At 57.5% G+C, this 23,409-nt stretch carries 18 protein-coding genes; 11 read left to right on the top strand and 7 right to left on the bottom strand.

Annotation, left to right across the window (positions count from 1 at the left end):
- The first annotated feature begins 11 nt into the window (after nucleotides 1–11).
- The 7 genes from BQ5379_RS09350 to ftsZ all read left to right on the top strand — a co-directional run bounded on the left by BQ5379_RS09350 (nucleotide 12) and on the right by ftsZ (nucleotide 10,214).
- A complete protein-coding gene (locus BQ5379_RS09350; protein ID WP_071135181.1) occupies nucleotides 12–1,403 on the top strand; it encodes an MFS transporter in 1,392 nt (463 codons plus the stop codon).
- 399 nt (nucleotides 1,404–1,802) lie between these two features.
- Nucleotides 1,803–3,419, top strand: a complete 1,617-nt coding sequence (locus tag BQ5379_RS09355) for an FtsW/RodA/SpoVE family cell cycle protein (RefSeq protein ID WP_083377693.1) — start codon at nucleotides 1,803–1,805, stop codon at nucleotides 3,417–3,419.
- Entirely contained in the window at nucleotides 3,409–4,575 is a 1,167-nt protein-coding gene (murG, locus tag BQ5379_RS09360; RefSeq protein ID WP_071135618.1) for an undecaprenyldiphospho-muramoylpentapeptide beta-N-acetylglucosaminyltransferase, read from the top strand. The genes BQ5379_RS09355 and murG overlap by 11 nt, the downstream gene beginning before the upstream one ends.
- Entirely contained in the window at nucleotides 4,562–5,962 is a 1,401-nt protein-coding gene (gene murC / locus BQ5379_RS09365; RefSeq protein WP_071135183.1) for a UDP-N-acetylmuramate--L-alanine ligase, read from the top strand. Before murG ends, murC begins: the two co-directional genes overlap by 14 nt.
- Before the next feature lie 139 nt (nucleotides 5,963–6,101).
- A complete protein-coding gene (locus BQ5379_RS09370; RefSeq protein ID WP_071135184.1) occupies nucleotides 6,102–6,986 on the top strand; it encodes a cell division protein FtsQ/DivIB in 885 nt (294 codons plus the stop codon).
- Nucleotides 6,976–8,487 (top strand): cell division protein FtsA, encoded by a 1,512-nt coding sequence (gene ftsA / locus BQ5379_RS09375; protein WP_071135185.1) that lies wholly within the window; start codon nucleotides 6,976–6,978, stop codon nucleotides 8,485–8,487. Before BQ5379_RS09370 ends, ftsA begins: the two co-directional genes overlap by 11 nt.
- Nucleotides 8,488–8,558: 71 nt before the next feature.
- Nucleotides 8,559–10,214: a cell division protein FtsZ gene (gene ftsZ / locus BQ5379_RS09380; RefSeq protein ID WP_071135186.1), complete on the top strand. Its 1,656-nt coding sequence runs from the start codon at nucleotides 8,559–8,561 to the stop codon at nucleotides 10,212–10,214.
- Between the two features lie 846 nt (nucleotides 10,215–11,060).
- Here the strand turns inward: ftsZ and nhaD are convergent.
- The 5 genes from nhaD to pckA all read right to left on the bottom strand — a co-directional run bounded on the left by nhaD (nucleotide 11,061) and on the right by pckA (nucleotide 16,737).
- Nucleotides 11,061–12,521 (bottom strand): sodium:proton antiporter NhaD, encoded by a 1,461-nt coding sequence (gene nhaD, locus BQ5379_RS09385; RefSeq protein ID WP_071135187.1) that lies wholly within the window; start codon nucleotides 12,519–12,521, stop codon nucleotides 11,061–11,063.
- A 98-nt stretch (nucleotides 12,522–12,619) separates the two neighbouring features.
- Nucleotides 12,620–13,072: a PepSY-like domain-containing protein gene (locus BQ5379_RS09390; RefSeq protein WP_083377695.1), complete on the bottom strand. Its 453-nt coding sequence runs from the start codon at nucleotides 13,070–13,072 to the stop codon at nucleotides 12,620–12,622.
- Between the two features lie 264 nt (nucleotides 13,073–13,336).
- Nucleotides 13,337–13,588, bottom strand: a complete 252-nt coding sequence (locus BQ5379_RS09395; RefSeq protein WP_071135189.1) for a DNA-binding protein — start codon at nucleotides 13,586–13,588, stop codon at nucleotides 13,337–13,339.
- Between the two features lie 93 nt (nucleotides 13,589–13,681).
- Nucleotides 13,682–15,007, bottom strand: a complete 1,326-nt coding sequence (locus BQ5379_RS09400; RefSeq protein ID WP_071135190.1) for an alkaline phosphatase — start codon at nucleotides 15,005–15,007, stop codon at nucleotides 13,682–13,684.
- Between the two features lie 122 nt (nucleotides 15,008–15,129).
- Nucleotides 15,130–16,737, bottom strand: coding sequence for a phosphoenolpyruvate carboxykinase (ATP) (gene pckA, locus BQ5379_RS09405; protein ID WP_071135191.1), 1,608 nt, complete (start codon nucleotides 16,735–16,737; stop codon nucleotides 15,130–15,132).
- Between the two features lie 425 nt (nucleotides 16,738–17,162).
- On the opposite strand from pckA, the gene BQ5379_RS09410 reads away from it, so the two are divergent.
- The 4 genes from BQ5379_RS09410 (at nucleotide 17,163) to gcvT (ending at nucleotide 21,419) form a co-directional block, all read left to right on the top strand.
- Nucleotides 17,163–17,759, top strand: coding sequence for a nitroreductase family protein (locus BQ5379_RS09410; protein WP_071135192.1), 597 nt, complete (start codon nucleotides 17,163–17,165; stop codon nucleotides 17,757–17,759).
- A 430-nt stretch (nucleotides 17,760–18,189) separates the two neighbouring features.
- A complete protein-coding gene (folE, locus tag BQ5379_RS09415) occupies nucleotides 18,190–18,771 on the top strand; it encodes a GTP cyclohydrolase I FolE (RefSeq protein ID WP_071135193.1) in 582 nt (193 codons plus the stop codon).
- A 43-nt stretch (nucleotides 18,772–18,814) separates the two neighbouring features.
- The gene (locus tag BQ5379_RS09420) at nucleotides 18,815–20,236 is read left to right on the top strand and encodes an amidophosphoribosyltransferase (RefSeq protein ID WP_071135194.1); all 1,422 of its coding nucleotides are present in this window, start codon (nucleotides 18,815–18,817) and stop codon (nucleotides 20,234–20,236) included.
- Nucleotides 20,237–20,309: 73 nt separating this feature from the next.
- Nucleotides 20,310–21,419 carry a glycine cleavage system aminomethyltransferase GcvT gene (gene gcvT / locus BQ5379_RS09425; RefSeq protein WP_071135195.1) on the top strand — a complete coding sequence of 370 codons (1,110 nt, stop codon included), beginning with the start codon at nucleotides 20,310–20,312 and terminating at the stop codon, nucleotides 21,417–21,419.
- A 318-nt stretch (nucleotides 21,420–21,737) separates the two neighbouring features.
- Here the strand turns inward: gcvT and BQ5379_RS09430 are convergent, their stop codons facing one another.
- Both BQ5379_RS09430 and BQ5379_RS09435 read right to left on the bottom strand, forming a co-directional pair.
- Entirely contained in the window at nucleotides 21,738–22,388 is a 651-nt protein-coding gene (locus BQ5379_RS09430; protein ID WP_071135196.1) for an aminotransferase class IV, read from the bottom strand.
- Nucleotides 22,354–23,400, bottom strand: a complete 1,047-nt coding sequence (locus BQ5379_RS09435; protein ID WP_205408198.1) for an aminodeoxychorismate synthase component I — start codon at nucleotides 23,398–23,400, stop codon at nucleotides 22,354–22,356. The genes BQ5379_RS09430 and BQ5379_RS09435 overlap by 35 nt, the downstream gene beginning before the upstream one ends.
- Nucleotides 23,401–23,409 lie beyond the last annotated feature (9 nt).

Genomic DNA, 23,409 nt, shown 5'->3' on the forward strand with positions numbered 1-23,409 from the left:
CGAGGGGACGGATGGTAGAGAAGATTCAACGTAAGATGTCCGAATCGCGCAGTGCCCGCTGGATCGTGCTGCTGATGGTCTCGCTGACCATGATGTGCGGCTATTTCCTGACCGACGTGCTCGCACCCCTCAAAGGACTCCTCATCGAACTGTTCCACTGGGACAACACCGACTTCGGCCTCTTCAACAGCGGCTACGGTTGGTTCAACGTTTTCCTGCTGATGCTCATCTTCGGCGGGATGGTGCTCGACAAGATGGGGGCACGCTTCACCGGCGTGCTCTCGGTCGGCGTCATGCTCGCCGGTATCGGCATCAAGTACTACGCCATCGGATTCATGGATCCGGCGCGCATGGTCGATTTCTGGTTCTTCGGCCAGCAGACCATGAAACTTCAGGTGCTGGTCGCCTCGCTCGGCTACGCTCTCTTTGCCGTGGGCTACGAGACGATTGGCATCACGGCCAACAAGATCGTCGTGCGCTGGTTCAAAGGCAAAGAGTTGGCCTTCGCGCTGGGGATGAACGTCGCCTTTGCCCGTCTGGGGACTTTCCTGGCGTTGGCACTGCCGCTGCCCATCGCCAAAGCCTTCGGTAATTCGATCAGCACCCCCATCCTCTTCGGGATGATTCTGTTGCTGATCGGTTTCCTGACCTTCCTGGTCTATATCGTTATGGACCGTCGGCTCGATGCCGAACGTGAACAGGAGGGCCTCGCCGATGACGAAAAGTTCCGCTTCCGCGACATCTTTTCGATTTTTCGTATCCGGGCCTTCTGGTACATCGCGCTGCTGTGCCTGCTCTTCTATGCGGCCGTGCATCCGTTCGTGAAGTTTGCTGTGGACCTCGTGATTCAGAAATTCGGCGTCCGGGGCGAACTCTCCGGGCTGATTCCTTCGCTGCTGCCGGTCGGCACGTTGATCCTCACGCCGCTCTTCGGCAGCATCTACGACCGCCGCGGTAAGGGGGCGTCGATGATGATCTGGGGGGCGCTGATGCTGGTGGTGGTCTATGCCGGCTTCTCGATGCCCTGGATTACCCACTGGCTGGCAGCCGTGGTGCTGGTCATCATCCTTGGTGTAGCCTTCTCGCTCGTTCCCTCGGCCATGTGGCCTTCGGTGCCGAAGATCATTCCCGAACATGAACTCGGAACGGCCTATGCCCTGATCTTCTGGGTGCAGAACTGGGGCCTGGCCGGCGTTCCGCTGCTGATTGGCTGGGCGCTCGACAAATGGGGCACGCTGCCCCCCGAGGTGGTGGGCGGCGTCGTCACGCCACGTTACGACTACACTGTCCCGATGTTGATCTTCCTGGTGCTGGGGCTGCTTGCCGTGATGTTCGGCCTGCTGCTCAAACGCGAGGACAAACGAAAGGGATACGGACTCCAGAAACCCAATATTGTTAAGTAAAACTGCACGGCAGCCTGTTCCGACACCGGGGCAGGCTGTTTTGTCTGTAGTGAACGGGAAAGGTGATGCGGGTGCAGCCTTTGCGTCTTTACGGAGAGTCGGTAAGGTCGGCTTTGTCTGTTGAGGGGGACCAATCAGGTGAGGCGATGGCATCTTGCTGTTGTCCGTGGAACGATCGACGGTCGCTGGGCAGGCGTGGGCGCGCGGTATAGATGAAATATGGACACTATCGGGAAGGTGCGGAGGGACGGAGGATGCGGGGTGCTCCGTTCGTGTTGGAATCGAAGAGGTTGATATGCTTCGGGTCCGACGGCTTGCGGCCTGTCGACAGTTGCCTTTCGATATAAAGTGTGTACGACCGACAGTTACACTCTCGTGGAAATTCAGTAGCTTTGCATTATGGCGAAAAAAAGGAAACTTCTGCTCTTTCGAGGCGATAAACCGTTGTGGATTATCGTAGCCGCCCTTTTTCTCGTGTCGCTGCTGGTGGTTTACTCCGCCACGGCCGCCATGGCCTACCGCGAAGTGGACGGAAATACGTCGTACTACCTCTTCCGGCAGGCCCGATTCATCATGGTCGGCTTCTTCGTCATCATCGTTGTACACTGGATCGACTATAAATATTACGCGCGGTATGCCAAGGCGTTGTTCAAGCTCAGTATCGTGCTGGTGCTGCTTGCCTATGTGATCGGGATTTCGCTCAACGAAGCCTCGCGGTGGATCAAGATCCCCGGTACGGGGTTGACGTTCCAACCCTCCGAACTGCTGAAGGTGACCCTCGTGATGGTGCTGGCCCAGCAACTCGGTATCCGGCAGGGGGTGATCTCCAAGATTCCCGTGTTGCCGCCGCTCACCCCCAGCGGATGGGCGAGGAATCCAGAGCGCAGCTTCAACATCTGGTATAAGACCACCCAGCCGCTGATTATGCCGATCGTCATCTCGACGCTTGTGATTCTGCCCGCCAACTTTTCGACTGCGGCGATCCTGTGGCTCACGTGCATGATTATGCTGATGATTGGACGTGTGAGACAGCGTGAGTTAAACCGGCTGAACCTCATTGCCGGTGCGAGTTGTCTGGTGCTGGTTGCCGTCATGTACATTGCCGGGGTGGGGCGTGCCGAGACGTGGGTGAACCGGTTGACGCAGTTTGCCGGATCGACCGAAGTGGTGGCCGACAACAAACAGACCAGTCAGGACAGTTTTCAGGCCCAGCAGGCCGAAATCGCCATCGCCTCGGGCGGCGTTGTCGGCAAGGGTCCCGGGAACAGTACCCAACGGTCGCAGCTCCCGCACCCCTATTCCGATTTTGCTTATGCCTTTATTATCGAAGAGTATGGCGTGGTGGGGGGGATTGTCGTGTTTGTGCTCTATCTATGGATTTTCTACCGGGCCGGTATGATCGTGCGACGGTGCAACCGGCCTTCACAGGGGCTGATGGTGCTCGGACTCAGTCTGATTGTCACGATGCAGGCCTTTGTGAACATGGCCGTCTCGGTCGGGCTGATGCCTGTGACGGGACAGCCGCTGCCACTGATCAGTCTGGGGGGATCGTCGGTCTTTTTTACCTGTATTGCGATCGGCATGATTCTTGGTGTGAGCCGCGAAAGCGAACGTGAACAGCAGGAACTCGAGGCGCAGCAGCGTCGCGAAGCGTTGATCGCCGCCGGCGAGATTCCGCCGGATGCGGAACCGGTCGAGACGGCCGAAGCAGCAATACCGACCGGTCCGGAAGCTGAACCCGACAGTGGGGATTATGCTCCTTCGGTGCCGCCCGCGGAGTATGAGACCGTACCGCAGGAGGCGGAGCAGCCTCAGGAACCCGCTCACACACCGTTGTCACGTCCGTTGGTTCCGCGGCACCCGCGAACGGTTGCGCCTTCGGCCGAGGAGGATGAACCCGAAGAAGAGGAGTTGACGCTGGTCGACCACGGCGTCCATGCGGTGGGTACGACCGGCTCGGCAACCGGGCGTCGTGAAGTGGTCGATCTAATGGATGATGAAGATCATGAAAGATAAAACTCTGCGTGTGATTATCAGCGGTGGCGGAACGGCCGGACACATCTATCCGGCAGTCTCCGTGGCCGACGCCCTGCGCTCGCAGCTCGGCGACGACGGGGTGCAGATTCTGTTCGTCGGAGCCGAAGGCAAGATGGAGATGGAGCGCGTTCCGAAGGCGGGATACGAAATCGTGGGGCTCCCGGTGGCCGGTCTGCAACGGCAGCACCTGCTGTCGAAAGCCAACCTCTCGCTGCCGTTCAAGGTGATTCGCAGCCTGCGCCAGGCCCGGCGGATCGTTCGCGAATTCCGACCCGACATAGCCGTCGGATTCGGCGGTTACGCCAGCGCCCCGGTACTGTGGGCCGCTCAGCGGATGGGGATTCCGACCGTGATTCAGGAGCAGAACTCCTATGCCGGGCTGACCAACCGCCTGCTCTCGAAACGTGCGCGAGCCATATGCGTCGCTTACGAGGGAATGGAGCGTTTCTTCCCTGCCGAGAAGATTATTCACACCGGGAATCCGTTGCGCGGTCACTTTGCCGATATTGCCGCTCCGACGCCCGAACAGCGCCGCGAGGCCTGCGGCTGTTTCGGCTTTCCGGAGGACGCGGCGGCGCGAAAGACGCTGCTGGTGGTCGGCGGAAGCCTCGGTACGCGAACCCTGAACCAGTGCATGCTGCGCTGGATGGATGCGCTGGCCGCACGGAACGATATACAGGTTATCTGGCAAAACGGACGCTACTACGAGCCGCAGATCGCCGCCACGCTGGCACAACGTCCCGGTGGCCTGCCGGCGAACATCTGGCGCGGGCCGTTCGTCGAACGGATGGATCTGGCCTATGCGCTGGCCGATGTGGTGGTGGCACGGGCCGGGGCCTGCACCGTCTCGGAGCTGGAGCTGGTAGGGCGTCCGGTGATTTTCGTCCCTTCGCCCAACGTCGCCGAAGACCATCAGACCAAAAATGCGCAGGCTCTCGAAAGTAAGGACGCCGCCCTGCTGGTGCCGGACGACCGTGCCGTCGAGGAGGTGATTCCCCGTGCGCTTGAATTGCTGGACGATGGTCCCCGTCGGGCGAGAATGACTGCGAATATACGTGAACTGGGCCGTCCCGACGCCGCACGCGACGTCGCGCGGACGGTCATCGAGATAGCCAATCGACATGATAAAAAATAAGATCTATTTCGTCGGGATCGGAGGCATCGGTATGAGTGCCCTGGCCCGCTATTTCAAACACGAAGGGTGGAAGGTGGCCGGTTACGACCGGACGCCGTCGCCGCTGACCGCCGCTCTCGAACGGGAGGGAATCGCTGTCCACTACGAAGATAGCGTGGAGGCCATCCCGCAATCTTTCCGCGACCCCGCTGCGACGCGTGTGATCTATACCCCCGCCATTCCGCACGACCACAGTGAGTTGAACTGGTTCCTCGACCACGGCTTCGAAGTGCTCAAGCGGTCGCGGATGCTCGGACTGCTCGGCGAGGGCAAACGGGTGATGGCTGTGGCCGGTACCCACGGCAAAACCACCACCACGACCATGACGGCCCACTTCAACGCCGTGGGCGCCGGCGAGGGTTCCGCTTTCCTGGGGGGTATCTCCAAAAACTTCGATTCGAATTTGGTGCTCGGACCGGGAGCGCGCATGGCGGTGGAGGCCGACGAGTTCGACCGCTCGTTTCTGCAACTCCATCCGCAGGAGGCGGTCATCACCTCCGTCGATCCCGACCACCTCGATATTTACGGAACCTACGAGGCCGTGCGTGAGGCATTTGCGCAATTCGCTTCGCAGATCGTGCCGGGCGGAACGCTGATCCTCAAAGCCGGGGTCGATCTGCCGCTCGAACGCTCGGATATCCGGCGCTATACGTACCATGTCAGCGATCCGGCGGCCGATTTCCATGCCGAAAAACTGACCGTCGATGCCGGCGGCTACTATACCTTCGATCTGGTCTTCCCGGATCGGCGGCTCGAAGGGTGCCGGCTGGGAATTCCCGGACTGGTCAATGTCGAAAACTGTGTGGCTGCGGCTGCGTTGGTGTGGTGCGAAGGGTTTGACGACACCCGTCTGCGCGAAGCTATCGCCACTTTTCGCGGTGTGCAGCGCCGCTTCGACTTTTGGGTGAACGACCCCGAACAGCCCGAAGGTACGATCTACATGGACGACTATGCCCACCATCCGGCTGAATTGCGTGCCATGCTGACCTCCGTTCGCAAGATGTTCCCCCATCGTGAACTGACCGTTATTTTCCAGCCGCACCTCTATACCCGAACCCGGGATTTTGCGCCCGAATTTGCCGAGGTGCTCAGCCTGGCTGATCGGGTGTGGCTGTTGCCCATCTATCCTGCTCGAGAGCTGCCCATTCCGGGTGTCGCTTCGGAGATGATCCTGGAGCAGGTGACGGCCCCGCAAAAGCGCATGATCTCCAAAGAGGAGTTGTTGAGTGAGGTCGAGGCGCTGCCTGTCGGCGGAATCCTCGTGACGGCCGGCGCCGGCGATATCGACCGTTTCTGTGCTCCGGTGGCCGAAGTCGTGAAGCGAAAGAATCGAAACGGCAGCCACTAACTCAGGTGGCGGGCGAGCGGAGTGTTCTGCGAAGGCTGAGCGGTTTGTGTGAGGGGAGGGTAGGTGTCGAGCGTTGGGCTGACAGCGCCTGTGTCGCCGCTTCGGATTATTGTATTGTTTTAATTTTTAAATGCGGAAAATGTCGCCGGGCGGACATAAAATACTCAATATCGTGCTGCTGGTCGTGCTGGTGGCCTATACCGTCGTGGCTGTGAGCTACTGTTCAGGACGCGAAAACGAAATGAAGTGCACGGGGGTCGAAATCGTCATCCGGGACAGCGCTCTGCAAAAGTTCGTCACGCCAGACATCGTTCGCCGCTGGTTGGCCGACAGTGCCGTGCGAAGCGTAGGGCTACCGTTGCGCGAGGTCGATGTCTATGGCGTGGAAAAGCTGGTCGAACGGCAGGATTATGTCGAGCAGGCCGAAGCCTACGTGGCGATCGACGGTCTGCTGCACATCTCGCTCCAACAGCGGCGACCTGTGATGCGCGTGGTCAGCGAAAGCGGCCATAACTTCTATGTGGACAGCGCGCTGGTGCTCCTGCCGCCGCAGCCCGACTGCATCGCGGAGGTCCCTGTGGTCAGCGGACGGTTGCCGCTCGAGTTTCCCGTCGGATTTTTCGGACGATTGGACGAAAAAAAGTTTTCCCGGGAGCGGGAATTGTTATATAATCTGATTAACTTTGTCCAACAGGTAGGTGCGGACCCCTTTCTGGTCGCTCTGACCACCCAGGTCTACTACGATGGAAAGGAGGTGCGGATGTTGCCGCGGATCGGAGAACAGGTCATCCTGTTCGGCGAAATCGCCGATACGGCAGCCGTCGGAGCCCGTTTGCGTAAACTCTCGCGGTTCTACCAGAAGAGCTTCGGCGACGAGTGGTGGCGCACCGCCCGCGAAATAGACCTCCGCTATCGCGGTCAGGTCGTATGCACGGGGATGCCTGCGCCGGAGAAGCAAAAACCGGCGCCGCCCAAACCCCAAAAAGATAATACTGAGAGCACACACGATACATATGGACAATAACGAATACGTAGCGGCGGTCGACCTCGGCACAACCAAGGTGGTGATGGCCGTGGGACGCAAAGCCGAAAAAAATAAGATCGAAATCATCGCACTGAAAGAGGTCGCCTCCAACGGCGTGATGAAAGGAGACCTGAAAAATATAGAACAGGCTTCGCAAGTGTTGCGTGAAGTCAAGGCCAAAATCGAACAGGAACTGGGCATCGTGGTGCGCGAAGCCTATGTCGGCGTTTCGGGCCAGCACATCCAGTGCAACCGGACCCAAGGCTACGTGACCGTCCAAAACGTCACCGACGCCGGAGTGACCGAAGTGCGCCAAAGCGACGTCGAACGACTCATCGACGACCAGCGTAACGCCTCGCTGCCTGCCGGCAAAACCATCATCAGCATCCTCCCCCAATCCTATACCCTCGACGGCGAAGACGATATCAGCGTGCCCGTCGGCATGGAGGGACGTAAACTCGAGGCCAAATTCAATGTCATCATCGGCGAAGAGACCGCCATTGAGCGTATCCGCCGGTGTTTCCAGCGTGTCGGCCTTAAACTGGCCGGAATCGTGCTCCAGCCCCTCGCCTCGGCCGAAGCCGTGCTCAGCGACGACGAGAAGGAACTCGGGGTTGCCGTAGTCGATATCGGAGGCGGTACCACCGACATCTGCGTCTATTACGACAAGGTGATCCGCCATCTGGCCGTGATCCCCATCGGCGGGAACATCATCAACAAGGATATCCGCGCCTACGGTATCCTCGAACGTTACGTCGAAAAACTCAAAACCTCGTTCGGCGAGGCCGTTGCCGAACGCACCCCTGTCGATAAGTACATCAACATCCCCAGCGTCAACGGACAGGCTCCCAAGGAGATTGCCGTTCGTACTCTGGCCGGTATCATCGAGGCCCGCATGTACGACATCATCGATTATGTCAAGATCGAAATCGAACGATGCGGCTTCAAGGGACGTCTCGGAGCCGGCATCGTGCTGACTGGTGGCGGTGCGAACCTGAAGAACCTCGACCTGCTCTTCAAAATGCACACCGGGATGGACGTGCGTATCGCACAACCCACCACCTATGTGGCACCTGAATCTGCCGAATTGATTTCGGCTCCCAAATATTCCACCCTCACCGGTATCATCCTCGACGCCGTGCGTAAGGGGAACTATACCGAAATCGGCGAACAGACCGCATCGCCCGAACAACCCGCTGCCGGTATCACCAATCCCGTGCAGGGACCCGGTTACGGTTATGGCGTTGCAGCGGCCGAAGGTACTCAACCCGCAGCCGACCCGTATCCACAGCAGCCCTATGACAACGCCGGAGGCTACGGTCAGGCAGCTGATCCCTATGCACCGGCCGGCGATTATGGTGTGGCGGGCGGTGACGGGTATGCCCCTGAAGATTATCCCGAAGAGGAGTTGCGTGTCCGCAAGCCCAAACTTTCCGAACGGATGAAACGCTTTTTCGGCTCGATGTTCACCGAAGAGGTCGATGACGAAGGCGATTTTTAATCGCGTCGCAGGAGACTGCAACTCATAAAAGAAATTCACGAAGATAAAACAGAGAAGCGACAACATACACAATGGTTGAATTCGTAGATATAGCGCCCGTCAGTTCCTCCATCATCATGGTGGTGGGCGTCGGCGGCGGCGGGAGTAACGCCGTGAACCACATGTTCAAACTGGGGATCACGGACGTATCGTTCATGGTCTGCAACACTGACCGTCAGGCTCTCGAACGCAGCCCCGTCCCCAACCAGATCCGACTGGGCGAAACCCTCACCGAAGGCCTCGGGGCCGGCAACAAACCCGAACGGGGACGTGCCGCTGCCGAAGAGAGCATCGAAGAGATCAAAGAGGTCTTTCGCGAGAAAAACATCAAAATGGTCTTCGTGACCGCAGGGATGGGCGGTGGTACCGGTACCGGAGCCGCGCCCGTGATCGCCAAGGCCGCCAAGGAGATGGGAATTCTGACCGTCGCCATTGTGACCATCCCCTTCAAGACCGAAGGCCGCCGACGGATCATGCAGGCCCTCCAGGGGATCGAAGAGATCCGCCACAACGTGGACTCCCTGCTGGTGGTCAACAACGAGAATATCCATGAGATTTACGGCGAACTGACCCTCTCCGAAGCCTTTGGCAAGGCCGATGACATTCTGGCAACGGCAGCCAAGAGTATCGCCGACATCATTACTCAGGAGTATAAGATCAACGTTGACTTTGCCGACGTACAGACCGTCATGAAAGACAGCGGTATTGCCCTGATGGGTTCGGCACGAGGCAGCGGTGAAAACCGTGCCATGGAGGTCGCCGAAGCTGCCATGAGTTCTCCGCTGCTCAACCACAAGGATATTTCCGGCGCCAAAAACGTGCTGCTCAACATCACCTCCGGCAGCAAGGAGGTGACCCTTACCGAGACCTACCAGATCACCCAGTTCGTTCAGGAACGGACCGGCAACGATAATACCACCGACCTGATTTGGGGTGCAGGTACCGACGAGTCGCTGGGCGACGACATCCGGATCACCGTAATCGCTACCGGTTTTGATATCGACAGCATCCCCGCGGTGAGCGATCGTTATGCAGAGATCGTCAACCGTGATGCCAATCGCCGCCAGCCCGGAGTTCCACAGCCCGAGCCCGTGCAACCCAAACGCGAAACGATCTCGCTGGTCGATCTCGACAGTACGGCAACCAAGAAGAAAGCCAAAACGACTTCTGACGGAGCCGATGATTTCGCGGTCGTGACGCATCAGGTGCCGACGGTCGAGTACACCGCTCCTTCGTCATTCGGAGTAGCTGAGCAGCCTGCCTATACTGTCCCCATGGCAGAACCTTCCGCTATTACGGAACCGTATGTCGCACCGGCTGAGCCTGTCGTTGAACAACGTCCCGCAGCTGCCGAAATCCAGCCGCAACCCGTCCAGTCTGTACCGCAACCTGTCGCAACTCAGCCCATGCCGCAGCCAGTGATGCAGCCCGTACAGCAGCCGCAGATGCAGCAAACGGTTCAACAGCCTGATTATTCTCCCTACTCATACTACGCTGTGACGGACGATACCCCGATTCCACCGGTGACGTCGCTCAGTGAGGATGAATTGGATAATATCCCGGCCTATATTCGTCGCAGAATGAAGATCGAAGCCGGAGTATTGCCTGCGGGCAGCAAGATCTCCCGTGAAACGCTGAAAAACGATCCCAGCAGCACCCCTCGTGGAGGCGGTCATCTGTTCGATTGATGCTCCCAACCTCGGGGGGGCCGGAGAGCGAGAGAAAGAGCGAGCGCAGGTAGAGAGGAGAGGGCCGGAGACGAGAGGGCTGGAAGAAGGGGCCGAAGAGAGGGATAATGGAGAGAACAGATGTGTTTTTGTAAAAGATTATAGGTTCCGATAGCGATATCCCGCTATCGGAACCTTTTTTGTTGTATAGCTCGCCGTGAAAAAGGCGTTGCATACGGGGGCTGTGGCGTTTCTCGAAGTTGGGTATGTTTAGTGTGGGTGAGGGAATATAAAGGGTAGTGTTGGGGTGTCGCCTTAATGAAATATTGTGACATCGTAGTTTGTGTGCTGTTCCATGTGTAGCATATGATCGGAGGAAGGGGGCGTAAAGGAGCAGTGCTCACGATGAAAATAGAGAATATGGGGAAGTTCTAAGGTATAAATTAGAATATGGAGTTGTAGCAAGGTGTGCAGAAGTATTAATGTAGTTGGAATGGAAAAGCGTTAATGAAGTTATAATCCGAGAGGTGTGTTTAAGCTGTCGGCGCGGGGTTGCTGTAATATCGTCATGGAAAATAGCTCTGTTACTATCTTGTTGCGGTGGAGTGGGGGCTTGCGGCTCCGAACGTTTTGGCGTTAACAAGGGCGAATACGAGGTGAGGGCTGGCTTGCGGGGTATCTGAACTTTGCATGTGTTGATTAAGGTACGTAATGGTAATAAAAGGTTCGGCTTAGAAGAAAGGTAACTCTTCTAAGCCGAACCTTTTTTATGTTTGTTGTTCTCGCCCGATTGTCGCTCGGGAACAGACTTGCAGGTGGTAGCTTGGGGCTGTCCACCTGTCCTGCTCAGGCGGCCCCTCGGTGAGCTTAATTGAACAGGAAACTTTGGAGCATGTAGGCTGCCGCTCCTGCCAAATAGCCGGAAAGTGCCACCAGCGAGATGTTTTTCAGGTACCAGACGAAGTTGATCCGTTCCAGCCCCATCACGACAACCCCGGCAGCCGATCCGATAATCAGCATCGATCCGCCTACGCCGGCACAGTAGGCCAGGAATTGCCAGAAGATACCGTCCTGTACGAAATATTGAACGTAGGTGGGGTCGACGGCCGTAGCGACGCTTTGTGCATCGGCAATCGGGTATGTTGCCATGGCTCCGGCCACCAACGGTACGTTGTCAATCACGGAAGAGAAGGCGCCGATGAGGATGTTGATCAGATAAACGTTGTGTATCTGTTCATCGAGCCATACCGAAAGGTCGGCCAGCACGCCCGACATCTGGAGGGCTGCCACGGCCAGCAGGATGCCCAGGAAAAAGAGAATGGTCGGCGTGTCTATGCGTTGCAGGACGTCCGGGATACGCCGTTTGGCGGTTTCCGGTATGTCGTTTTTGCGCTTGTACATCACCTCGGTGTAGAGCCACATGATGCCCAGAGCTCCCAGTACGCCCATAAACGGCGGCAGGTGGGTAATGGTTTTAAACACCGGTACGAACATCAGACAGCCTACGCCCAGTAGCAGGATGGAGAGCCGTTCGCGTTCGGAAATGACGGTTTTTCCGGCCACGTTGGTGAAGTAGCTGGTCTCACCGTCACGGATCTGTACGGAGGCCAGTTTGCGTGGCGAGGCGGTGGTGACTTCGCCGCGCAGCCAGCGTTGTACGATCAGTGTCGGCACTATGAACGAAATCAGGCAGGGGATAAACAGGTTGGGAACCAGTCCGGCCGTGGTGACGTTGCCGCGCACCCAGAGCATGATGGTGGTGACGTCGCCGATCGGAGACCAGGCACCGCCGCTGTTGGCTGCGATGATGATGATCCCGGCAAAGAGCCAGCGCTCTTTGTAGTTGCCGACGATTTTGCGCAGCAGGGCGATCATCACGATGGCGGTGGTGAGGTTGTCGAGAATGGCCGACATGAAGAAGGTGATGGTTCCGATGATCCACAGCAGCCGTTTTTTGCGCCGGGTGGTGATCCGGTTGGTGATGATGTTGAATCCGCCGTGGACGTCGATCAGTTCGACGATGGTCATGGCGCCGATCAGAAAGAAGAGGATCTCGGCGATCTCGCCGAGGTTCTCGATGATCTGTACGCTCTGCACGTATTGTACGACCTGTTTGCCGATCGGTTGTGAGGCCAGTGACGGGTTCTCTTCCAGAAAGAAGGCGAATCCGCGGCTGCCGGGAACGATCTCGGGCGCCATGAGTATGTAGAGGATCCACGCTACGGTGGCGGTTAGCAGTGCCGTGGCGGCTTTATTGATTTTCAGTGGGTGCTCCAGTGCGATACACAGGTAGCCGATCAGGAACAGGGTAACGAGTGCTGTCAGCATGAATATGATTTTGGTCTTTTAGGACAAATGTAAAGAAAATCACCGAGACCCTGTAGCTGATTGCGGATTGTGTCCAAATTTCAGGCGTTTTTAGCTGTTTATTCCGGCACGATAAACTGGTAGCGGCTGTTGAAATTCAGTTCGATGTCGTGTTCGAGCGCCAGGTCATGGATGTGGGCCGCGTAGCCTCCTTCGGCTTTGGCGATCGAAGAGGTGAAGTGGTCGGGGTAGTGTCGCTTGATGTATTGAAGGATCTTGGTCGGGATGGCCGATTCGGGGATGGCGTTGCGCTGGCAGTTGATGCAGGTCCACTTACCACGGTCGTCGAACCCGATTTGTCCGCCGCCGGCGAGGCTGACGTTGTAGGTTTGTCCGATAAAGTTGGGCTGGACGGTCACCTGTCTGACGCCCAGTGTTGAAAAGTGTTTTTTCAGGAATAGTTGGGCGGTAGCCGGAAGGTCCGTGACGTGTCGGTGGGCGACTTGTGAATCTGCCAGTGCCGGTGAGCAGAGCAGAAACAGCATGAGGCCGAGTAGTGTGTGTTTGAGCATGACGTTGGTTGAATAGGTATATGGTTGTTTTATGTAATGGTTTTTCCCGACCGAGGAGGGGTATATTTTGTCGATTATAATATGGATGTAGAAGGCTTGGACGGGGCTTGTGTTGGTGGCATTTAAATATGAACGGAACCAACTGCAAATATCGTGCAATTGGTTCCGTCAAAGCCGGTGAGGGCCGGCCCATGCCGTGTATTTCTTTCCGTCCTACGATGCGGAAGCGGATCGCGGTTATCCGTCGTTTTCGGTTTTTGGGGGTTACTGTTTACCCAGCAGCGCGAGTGCTTTGTCGAGGATGGTCGTGTCGTCGAGCATGACTACACCGCCGTCGGGCCCCTGTTCGATGTGCAGTCCCGAGGGTTTTCCTTCGCCTGTTTTGTAATGCGTTCCGCCGAAATAGTTTCGGACCGTGTCCACGTCTAAGCCCAGTTCGTCTGCAATGCGTTGCATGCTACCGCTGGGCAGACTGTCTTTGATCCGCCGCAGCTCGTTGAAAGTGATGGTATTCATAGGCGTTAGGTTTTAAATTCTCTATAAAGTAACGTAAATTTTACATCATTTCAAAATCCTGACGACGAAATCGACCGCAAATGTGGCGAAATTTTATTCTTCCTCGATCAGTTTGCGAAGTGTACCGGCCGTTTGGGTGTTGTCCTGGCGGCCATTGAAAAGTTCGGCCGATGCCCCGATGGCAAATACCGGTACGTAAGTGGCTGAGTGACTGCCCGAAGTCCAACCGGTGCCGGTGTGACGTGCCAGTATGTCGACGGCTGTGGCTGCGGTTTTGTCGGGATGTGTCTTGTAGGTGTTTTCAAGCTCGGTCCACTCTTCGTCCGAGAGTTTCACCTGGTTACCGAAACCCATCTTCTCGCCGAGCAGCTGCTTGGCGGCATCCCAGTCCGAGGTGGCTTCGATGGCGCTCTTCAGGGCTCCTTTCGAGCATTTCTGGGCGGCGAGCAGACCGAAATAGGTGTCGTAGCCGAGGTTGTTGCGGCCCAGGGCCAGACCTCCGGTTTCGTGGTCGGCGGTCACGACGATCAGCGTCTCGTCGGGGTGCTCGTTGTAGAAGTTCAGGGCTACGCAGATGGCCGAGTCGAAATCTTTTACTTCTTCTACCAGTGTGGCGGCGTCGTTGTCGTGTGCGGCCCAGTCGATCTGGCCGCCTTCGACCATCAGGAAGAACCCTTTTTTGGCTCCGCCGTCTTTCATCAGGAATTCGATCGAGCGACGGGTGATGGCCGGCAGGGTCAGGTCGCCGGGCTTGCGGTCGATGGCAAGGGCCAGGTTCTCGGGGTTGGCCTCTTCGACCTGGGTCAGGATGGCCCGTTTGCCGGTGATTTCGTTGTCGCCGCGGGTGATCTTGTAGCCGGCTTTGTCGAGAGCTTCATATACGGAGGGTTTGCCGTTGACTTCGGGCTTGACGAAACCGGCTCCGGCATAGAGGTCGAGACCGGTCTGAGGTGCGTCCATGGCAATCTCGTAGTACATGTTGCGGGTGGGCTGGTGGGCAAAGAAGCTGGCCGGGGTGGCGTGGTCGATGCTGACGCTGGTCGCTACACCGGTGCGCATCCCCTGCTCTTTGGCAGCTACGGCGATGCTGCTGACGGCTTCGGTCCGCTCGGGATTCATCCCGATGGTACCGACGGAGGTCTTCTTGCCGGTGGCCAGGGCGTTACCGCCGGCGGCCGAGTCGGTCATACGGCGGTTGGCGCACCACGTGGTGGCGAATCCGACGGTGGGGAACTGGGTGAAGTGGAGGGGCGAGAAGCCGACGTCGTCGCCCTGTTCCGAGGCGAGGCAGGCTTCGGTCAGCGAGAGGGCGTTGTGGCCCATGCCGTCGCCGATGAAGTAGAAGATGTACTTGGGACGGTCTCCGGCCTGTGCTGCGATGCTGATGCTGAGCAGCAGGATGAGAAGCAGTTTTTTCATGGTTGTTTGAATTTTGCTGTTCAAAGGTAGAGAGGATATGTGAACTTTGGGTTACGCGGGAATGCAAAAACGGGAGCATTCCTGGTGTGGAATGCTCCCGCCGGAATGTGCGTCCTCAGAGATTATTTGGTCGGCTGGGGACCAGCGGCAACGAGCGATTTACCTTCTGCGTTGTCGGTGTATTTTTCGAAGTTCTTCACGAAGCGGCCGGCCAGGTCTTCAGCTTTCTTGGTCCATTCGGCAGCGTCTGCGTAGGTGTCGCGCGGGTCGAGGATTTTCGAATCCACGCCGGGCAGAGCGGTCGGAACTTTGAAGTTGAAGATCGGGATCATCTTGGTTTCGGCTTTGTCGATCGAGCCGTCGAGGATGGCGTCGATGATACCGCGGGTATCTTTGATCGAGATACGTTTGCCGGTGCCGTTCCAACCGGTGTTGACCATGTAGGCGGTAGCGCCCGAAGCGTTCATGCGTTTAACGAGTTCTTCGGCGTATTTGGTCGGGTGCAGGGTCAGGAAGGCTGCACCGAAGCAGGCCGAGAAGGTCGGGGTCGGTTCGGTGATACCGCGTTCGGTACCGGCCAGTTTGGCGGTGAAGCCCGACAGGAAGTAGTATTTGGTCTGTTCGGGGGTCAGGATCGATACGGGGGGCATGACACCGAAGGCGTCGGCGGTCAGGAAGATCACTTTCTGAGCGGGACCTGCTTTCGATACCGGTTTAACGATGTTTTCGATGTGGTAGATCGGGTACGATACGCGGGTGTTTTCGGTCACGCTCTTATCGTTGAAGTCGATTTTGCCGTTGGCATCAACGGTTACGTTTTCGAGCAGTGCGTCGCGTTTGATGGCTTTGTAGATATCCGGTTCGGATTCTTTGTCGAGGTTGATGACTTTCGCGTAGCAACCGCCTTCGAAGTTGAAGACGCCGTTGTCGTCCCAGCCGTGTTCGTCGTCACCGATGAGTTCGCGTTTGGGGTCGGTCGAAAGGGTGGTCTTGCCGGTACCCGACAGACCGAAGAAGATGGCTACGTCGCCGTCTTTACCTTTGTTGGCCGAGCAGTGCATGGCAGCGATGCCGCGCAGCGGAAGCAGGTAGTTCATCATCGAGAAGATACCTTTCTTCATTTCGCCGCCGTACCAGGTACCGCCGATGAGCTGCATTTTTTCGGTCAGGTTGAAGGCTACGAAGTTTTCGGAGTTCAGCCCCATTTCTTTCCAGTTGGGGTTGGTGGTTTTCGATGCGTTCAGCACTACGAAGTCGGGTTCGCCGTAGTTTGCGAGCTCTTCTTCGGTCGGACGGATGAACATGTTCTTCACGAAGTGGGCCTGCCAGGCTACTTCGACGATGAAGCGCACTTTCAGACGGGTGTCGGGGTTGGCGCCGCAGAAGGTGTCCATCACGTAGAGTTTCTTGCCGCTGAGTTCCGAGGTGGCGATTTTTTTCAGTTCGCTCCAAACGGCCGGGGTGATCGGTTTGTTGTCGTTTTTAGCGAAGTCCGAGGTCCACCATACGGTGTTTTCGGTGGTAGCGTCTTTAACGATGTATTTGTCTTTGGGCGAACGGCCGGTGAACACGCCGGTCATCACGTTCACGGCGCCCAGTTCGGTGTCGACGCCTTTTTCGAAGCCGGTCAGGCAGCTGCAGGTCTCAGCTTTGTAGAGTTCTTCGTAAGACGGGTTGTGGATGATCTCCTTCACGTCTTGGATGCCGTACTTGCTCAGATCGATTGACATAACTGTTGGTTTTTAGTGGTTTATATTAACTTTATCTGCTTCTGTTCTGTGTGGGGCGTTCCGTGAGGCCCTTCTTTCACACCACAAAGGTAGTAATAAATTTTTATTGTTAATCATTTCACAGATCAATTTTCAAAAAAATTTAAAACTTTTTCGGAACGCATATGGCCTCCCGGTTTGTGGCGCTTCGGAGGAGTGTGGCTCTCCTTCGGTGCCTGGTTGGAACGTGGGGGTCGGAAGAGCCGATTGTAGACTGGTGAACCGGGAGTAACGGAGGGCTACCCATTGGCTAACCGCTGTTTTTTCCCGGGCTGAACCTTCTATATATGTATAACCGATATAGCATCTGAAATATTGTCAGGGCCGATAATTTTGTTCGATGGAAATCGTAACTTTGCAATTATAATCGGGTAAACCGAACGATTATGAAACGAATCATTCACCGGATCGTGCTGGCGGCAGCGGCCGCTGGCATGGTCGCATGCAGTAAGGGTATGGATACGGATCAGGGTGCGACGCAGAATCCGACGCTCGAGACGATCGCCCAGCGACGGAGCGTCAGAAGCTATACGCCTCAGCGGGTTTCGCAGGATACGATCGAGTTGCTGTTGCGGTCGGCCATGGCGGCGCCGTCGTCGAAAGATCGGCGGCCGTGGCATTTCGTTGTGGTCGATGACCGTGCCACGCTGGATACGTTGGCCGAACGGTTACCTTATGCGCCGATGCTGGCACATGTGCCGCATGCGTTGGTGGTGTGCGGCGACAGCGAGGTGTCGGCGTCGTGGTTCCTGGATTGTGCCGCTGCTACCGAGAACTTTTTGTTGGCCGCACAGGCAATGGGGCTGGCTGCGGTGTGGACAGGAGTGTATCCCAATGCGGATCGGATTGTGACGGTGCAGGAGGGGTTGGCTCTGCCGCAACATATTATGCCGCTGGCAGTCGTACCCTTTGGGTATGGAAACGGACAGGAGCAGCCGAAAGACAAATTCGATCCGGCTCGCATCCATCATAATAAGTGGTAGGTGCCTCCGGACACTCCGTCAGAGTGGGGCTCCGCCCCAAACGGAAAAGAAAACGAGCGATACGCAGCATCGCCCGCTCCGCCGCGAGCACGCGGACGCCGCCCGCGCAGGGCAGTCGAAGAGCGTGTCGTGAACGCTGGACGGTGAATTTTTTGATAACAAACCGTACGGAACTGCCCTCACGCCGGGCGGGCGGTGCCTTCGGGCACCCCGTCAGAGTGGGGTTTCGCCCCAAGCGGAAACGAAAACAAGCGATACGCAGTATCGCTCGCTCCGCCGCGAGCACGGTGCCTTTGGGCACTCCGTTAGAATGGTATTGCCTCGAACAGAGGTCAGGCGGAGAATCAACGGATTGTAGCTGTTCCCATTCGGCACGGTTCCGACGGGTTAAGCTTGAATACAGAAATAGAATAATTCGACCATAACATATATGGAGTACGACGAAAAGAAAATTGCGCAACTGGCGCAACACTATAAAGCGATTCTGGAATTGTTGGGCGAAGACCCCACACGCGAGGGATTGCTCAAAACGCCGGAACGTGTGGCCAAAGCCATCTCGTTCATGACCCAGGGCTACGAGCAGGACCCCATCCAAATACTCCTCTCGGCAAAATTCAAGGAAGAGTACAAACAAATGGTCGTCGTCAAGGATATCGAACTCTACTCGCTGTGTGAGCACCACATGGTGCCCTTCTACGGCAAGGCCCATGTAGCCTATATCCCCAACGGCTTCATCACCGGACTGTCCAAGATTCCCCGCGTAGTGGACTGCTTTGCACGGCGGCTGCAGGTGCAGGAACGGCTGACGGTCCAGATCCGCGACTGCATCCAGGAGGCGCTGAACCCGCTGGGTGTGGCCGTCGTTATCGAGGCCAGCCACATGTGTATGCAGATGCGTGGCGTCGAAAAGCAAAACTCCGCCACTACCACCTCGGCCTTCACCGGCGCTTTCCTGACCCAGATACAAACCCGCGAAGAATTCATGAACCTGATCTCCCACAAACTCAGGTAACGAACCATAAACTACCACCTAAAACTAACACCATAACGATCCTATGAGCGGATTTTTCGGTTGCGCCTCGCGGCGCGAATGCGTCAACGACGTGTTCTACTGTACGGACTACCATTCTCACCTGGGCACCAAGCGTGCCGGTATGGCCTTCTTCAACGGCGAGAAATTCATCCGGTCGATCCATAGCCTCGAAAACGGCTACTTCCGAAACAAATTCGAAGACGACCTGCACAAATTCGCCGGTTCCTGCCTCGGTATCGGCGTGATCAGCGACTTCGAGTCGCAACCCGTGACCGTCACCAGCCACCTCGGCCGGTTCTCGATTGTGACCGTCGCCCGCATCGAAAACATCGACGAAATCACCGAACGTCTGCTCAACGAGAACGTTCACTTCGCTGAGCTCTCCGGCTCAGAGATCAACCCCACCGAGTTGATCGCCATCCTCATCAGCCAGAGCCGCACCTTCAAAGAGGGAATCGAAAACGTACAGCGTACCGTGAAGGGCTCCTGCTCGATGCTGATCCTCACCGAACACGGTATCTATGCCGCCCGTGACCGTTTTGGGCGTACTCCCGTGATTATCGGGAAAAACGACTTCGGTTATGTGGCCGCTTCCGAAAGTTCCTCGTTCCTGAACCTTGGTTACGAATACGTGCGTGACCTCGGACCCGGTGAGGCCGTACAACTCACCCGCGACGGCATTACCGATATTATTGCGCCCGGAACCCGCAAACAGATTTGCTCCTTCCTGTGGATCTATTACGGTTACCCCTCGTCCAACTACGAAGGAATCAACGTCGAAGACGCCCGTTACCGTTGCGGTGCCGCCATGGCCGCCCGTGATAAGGACGTTCAGGTCGACTTTGCCGCCGGTATCCCCGACTCCGGTGTCGGACACGCCATCGGGTACAGCAATGCCCGTGCAATTCCCTACAAACGTCCCTTTGTGAAATATACGCCCACCTGGCCCCGTAGCTTTATGCCTCAGAACCAGACCATGCGCGACCTGGTGGCCAAAATGAAGCTGCTCCCGAACGAAGCCTTCACCCGCGGCTCGAAGATCGTGTTCATGGACGACTCGATCGTACGCGGCACCCAACTGAAGGACAATATCGTGAAACTCAAAGAGGTAGGGGTTGAGGAGGTTCACATGCGTATTGCCTGCCCGCCGCTGATCTTCCCGTGCCGCTTCCTGAACTTCTCGACCTCGCGTTCGACCTTCGACCTCTATGCCCGTCGAGTGATCCGCGACCTCGAAGGAACCGACAAACTCTCCGAAGAAACCCTGCTGGAGTATGCCGACGATACGAGTGAAAAACACCGCAAGATGGTCGAAGTCATGGGTCAGCAGCTGCAACTCACCTCGCTGAAGTTCCAGCGTCTGCAGGACGTGGTGGATGCCATCGGGCTGCCCAAGGAACAACTCTGTACCCACTGCTGGGACAACAGCAGCTATATGGAGTAGGTGGATCGGGCCCGCCTGCGGCTCATCGCCCCTCAGCAGTAAATTACGAATGTAACGGATCAATCCATTGAATATGAAAACAACCGCATTTACCAAATACCACATTGCAGCCGGTGCCAAGATGGCCGAATTCGCCGGTTACAACATGCCGATCGAGTTCTCCGGTATCAACGACGAACATGCCACAGTCCGTGAAAAAGTCGGCGTTTTTGACGTCAGCCACATGGGCGAAATCTGGGTCAAAGGTCCCCAGGCATTGCCTTTCCTGCAATACGTCACCTCGAACGACGTTTCGGTGCTCTACGACGGCAAAGTACAGTACTCCTGCTTCCCAAACGGCAAGGGCGGGATTGTCGATGACCTGCTGGTATATCGCATCGACGACCAGACCTATCTGCTCGTGGTGAATGCCGCCAATACCGACAAAGACTGGAAATTCCTGTGCGAACAGGCGCCCCGGTTCGGTCTGATCCCCGGCAAGGAACTCTACAACGCTTCGGATGAGATTGCCCAGCTGGCCGTGCAGGGTCCCCTGGCGATGGAGCTCGTGCAGGAGCTGTGCCCCGACCGCGATGTGAAGGGGATGGAGTACTACACCTTCTGCAAGACGACGGTTGCCGGAATCCCTAACGCCATCCTTTCGATTACCGGTTACACCGGCGCCGGCGGGTGCGAAATTTACGTGGCCAACGAAGATGCCGACAAACTCTGGGAGGCTCTCTGGAAAGCCGGTGAAAAATACGGTCTGAAAAACATCGGTCTCGGCGCACGCGACACGTTGCGTCTGGAGATGGGCTTCTGCCTCTACGGCAACGATCTGGATGACACCACTTCGCCGATCGAAGCCGGGCTGGGCTGGATCACCAAATTCAACGACACCAAAGGCGCGTTTATCGATAGCGAATTGCTGGCCAAACAGAAAGCCGAAGGGGTGCAGCGGAAGCTGGTCGGTTTCGAGATGATCGAACGGGGAATTCCGCGCCACGGTTATGAAGTGGCCTCGCCGGCCGGTGACGTGATCGGTGTGGTGACCTCCGGAACGCAGTCGCCGAGCCTGAAGAAAGGGGTCGGGCTGGCCTATGTGAAACCCGAGTTCGCAAAAACCGGTACCGAAATTGCTATCGTGATCCGCGGCAAGCAGATCAAGGCACAGGTGGTTCGTCCGCCCTTCTACAAGAAATAACCCGTCGCAGGACGGTGCCACGTGCGCCGTCCGTGATGGATAGAGCGATAAAAGCCGCCCGTACTGCCAACTGGCAGTACGGGCGGCTTGTTTATAATCGTCCGCTGCGACGGGGTGTTTGGGCCATTGGCGAGGTTGCTGTAGGGGCGAACGTCAGTCGGGAATGTAGGGTAGGGGAAGGGAAGGTTGTTGAAAAAGTGCGATGAAGTGGCTCGGCTTCACTGTTGCGGAGAGGGTGTGCACTACCTGGTGATAGGGGCTCCCAATCGGACGGGGAGCCTGCGGTACGGAGGGTGTATATGGAGGCTTGTGGGCCAGCTAAATCCGGGTGGGGGCGATGTGAATCTGTTGCATCGGGAGTGTTATTGAGCCGAAGTCGTTCATGGCGTTGAACAGTGCGATGTGGTCGTAAAAGCCTGAGGTCAGGGCGGTGAGCGGGATGTTGCAAGGGACGATCTGCCCCGTTTGCAGCAACCGTTCGCGCATGGTGCCGCAAAGCAGCGGAGCGGCGGGCGTGTGCCACTCGGAGGGCGATCCGGTGACGCGGAAGGCGACGTTGCAGAAGGTGGTATCGGTGACTTTGCCCCGGCGGATCAGCAGCGCATCGTCGTACCCGGCGACCACGGCCCGCTCGTGCCAGGCGGTCAGGCTCGACCGGTCGCTGTATTTGAACCGGTATTCCAGCGAATCGTCCTCGATGGCCAGCAGTGACCCGATGCGGGGCGGTTGATAGGGGGCGTATTCCGTTGCCGTGCATCCGGTGGGACCGTACAGTATGCGGCATTTGACCGTTCCGCTGCGGAGTGTCTCCGGCAGCGGTCGGGAGGCAAGAGCCTCGCGCAGGTCGAACGGCGCTACGCCGTACAGCTCCCGACAGGTGCGGGCGACGCGCTCCTGATGGAGCGCCCAGACGGCGGACGGCGGCAGTTGGCCGTCAACGATTCGGATGGTTTCGACGCAGGGGTACATAGACTTTGGCTTTCATCTCTTCGTATTCCGACACGGCGTCGCTGCGGAACGTGATTCCGCCGCCGCTTTTGAACAGGTATTCGTTCTGTGGAGCACCCGGCGCCTGTTCCAGAAACCGGATCATCACCCCGCTGTCGAGCGTCCGGCCGTCGAACAGACCGCAGATGCCGGTGTAGTAACCCCGGTCGTAGCGTTCGGCACGGGCGATGATCTCCAGCGTCCGCGGTTTCGGGGCGCCGGTCACCGACCCGGCCGGAAGCATTTCGAACAACAGTTCTCCGATCCGGCAGTGCCAGTCGGTCGGCAGTTGTCCGCTGATCTCGGAACTGACCTGCAACAATTCGCCCCGATGGGTGGCCAGGCGGTCGATGTAGCGGTAACGCTCGACGTGTACGCCGTCGGCTATGCGGTTCAGGTCGTTGCGCAGCAGGTCGACGATGGTGGCGTGTTCGGCCGCCTCTTTCGGGTCTTCGAGAATCCGCCGTTCGGCATCCGGCAGGGTGGCGTCGATCGTTCCCTTCATCGGGTGGGTCGAAACGACTCCTCGGGCGTCGATCCGCACGAAAGTCTCCGGCGAAAAGCAGACGAAACGGTCGGCCAGCCAGACCTTGTATCGGGCTTCGGTGTGGTCGAACATTTCGCGCAGGGTTAGGTTGCACCGTACGGGGGTGGCGCAGGTGAGGTTCACCAGGTAGCTGTTGCCGGCCCGGAGATGGTGCATGACGGTGGTGAATCCGGCGTCGTAGTCCTCCTGTGTGCAGAAACGGGGCTCCCATTGTACCTCCTCCGTGAGGGGCGGAACCGGTACGGGAGGCACGTTTGTCCGGCCGCCGATGGCGTAAAGCAGGTGCTGCGGATCGACCGTCTCGATCGGTGCGACGATGCAGCGGCACATGGCGTAGTCCACCAGAAAAACGAACGGACACCGTGCGCGGCCCAAACGATCCATCGTCCGGCGGGCTTCCGCTGCGTCGAGTGTGGCGAGTGTGGGTGTCTTCGGTAGGGTGTTCATACGGCTCGT

Origin of the sequence: Millionella massiliensis, assembly GCF_900104655.1 — a bacterium.
Lineage (GTDB): Bacteria > Bacteroidota > Bacteroidia > Bacteroidales > Rikenellaceae > Rikenella > Rikenella massiliensis.

Excerpts from the sequence above, each read along its gene's own strand:
- BQ5379_RS09350 (WP_071135181.1), top strand. The coding sequence starts at position 12 with ATGGTAGAGAAGATTCAACGTAAGATGTCCGAATCGCGCAGTGCCCGC.
- BQ5379_RS09355 (WP_083377693.1), top strand. The coding sequence starts at position 1,803 with ATGGCGAAAAAAAGGAAACTTCTGCTCTTTCGAGGCGATAAACCGTTG.
- murG (WP_071135618.1), top strand. The coding sequence starts at position 3,409 with ATGAAAGATAAAACTCTGCGTGTGATTATCAGCGGTGGCGGAACGGCC.
- murC (WP_071135183.1), top strand. The coding sequence starts at position 4,562 with ATGATAAAAAATAAGATCTATTTCGTCGGGATCGGAGGCATCGGTATG.
- BQ5379_RS09370 (WP_071135184.1), top strand. The coding sequence starts at position 6,102 with ATGTCGCCGGGCGGACATAAAATACTCAATATCGTGCTGCTGGTCGTG.
- ftsA (WP_071135185.1), top strand. The coding sequence starts at position 6,976 with ATGGACAATAACGAATACGTAGCGGCGGTCGACCTCGGCACAACCAAG.
- ftsZ (WP_071135186.1), top strand. The coding sequence starts at position 8,559 with ATGGTTGAATTCGTAGATATAGCGCCCGTCAGTTCCTCCATCATCATG.
- nhaD (WP_071135187.1), bottom strand. The coding sequence starts at position 12,521 with ATGCTGACAGCACTCGTTACCCTGTTCCTGATCGGCTACCTGTGTATC.
- BQ5379_RS09390 (WP_083377695.1), bottom strand. The coding sequence starts at position 13,072 with ATGCTCAAACACACACTACTCGGCCTCATGCTGTTTCTGCTCTGCTCA.
- BQ5379_RS09395 (WP_071135189.1), bottom strand. The coding sequence starts at position 13,588 with ATGAATACCATCACTTTCAACGAGCTGCGGCGGATCAAAGACAGTCTG.
- BQ5379_RS09400 (WP_071135190.1), bottom strand. The coding sequence starts at position 15,007 with ATGAAAAAACTGCTTCTCATCCTGCTGCTCAGCATCAGCATCGCAGCA.
- pckA (WP_071135191.1), bottom strand. The coding sequence starts at position 16,737 with ATGTCAATCGATCTGAGCAAGTACGGCATCCAAGACGTGAAGGAGATC.
- BQ5379_RS09410 (WP_071135192.1), top strand. The coding sequence starts at position 17,163 with ATGAAACGAATCATTCACCGGATCGTGCTGGCGGCAGCGGCCGCTGGC.
- folE (WP_071135193.1), top strand. The coding sequence starts at position 18,190 with ATGGAGTACGACGAAAAGAAAATTGCGCAACTGGCGCAACACTATAAA.
- BQ5379_RS09420 (WP_071135194.1), top strand. The coding sequence starts at position 18,815 with ATGAGCGGATTTTTCGGTTGCGCCTCGCGGCGCGAATGCGTCAACGAC.
- gcvT (WP_071135195.1), top strand. The coding sequence starts at position 20,310 with ATGAAAACAACCGCATTTACCAAATACCACATTGCAGCCGGTGCCAAG.
- BQ5379_RS09430 (WP_071135196.1), bottom strand. The coding sequence starts at position 22,388 with ATGTACCCCTGCGTCGAAACCATCCGAATCGTTGACGGCCAACTGCCG.
- BQ5379_RS09435 (WP_205408198.1), bottom strand. The coding sequence starts at position 23,400 with ATGAACACCCTACCGAAGACACCCACACTCGCCACACTCGACGCAGCG.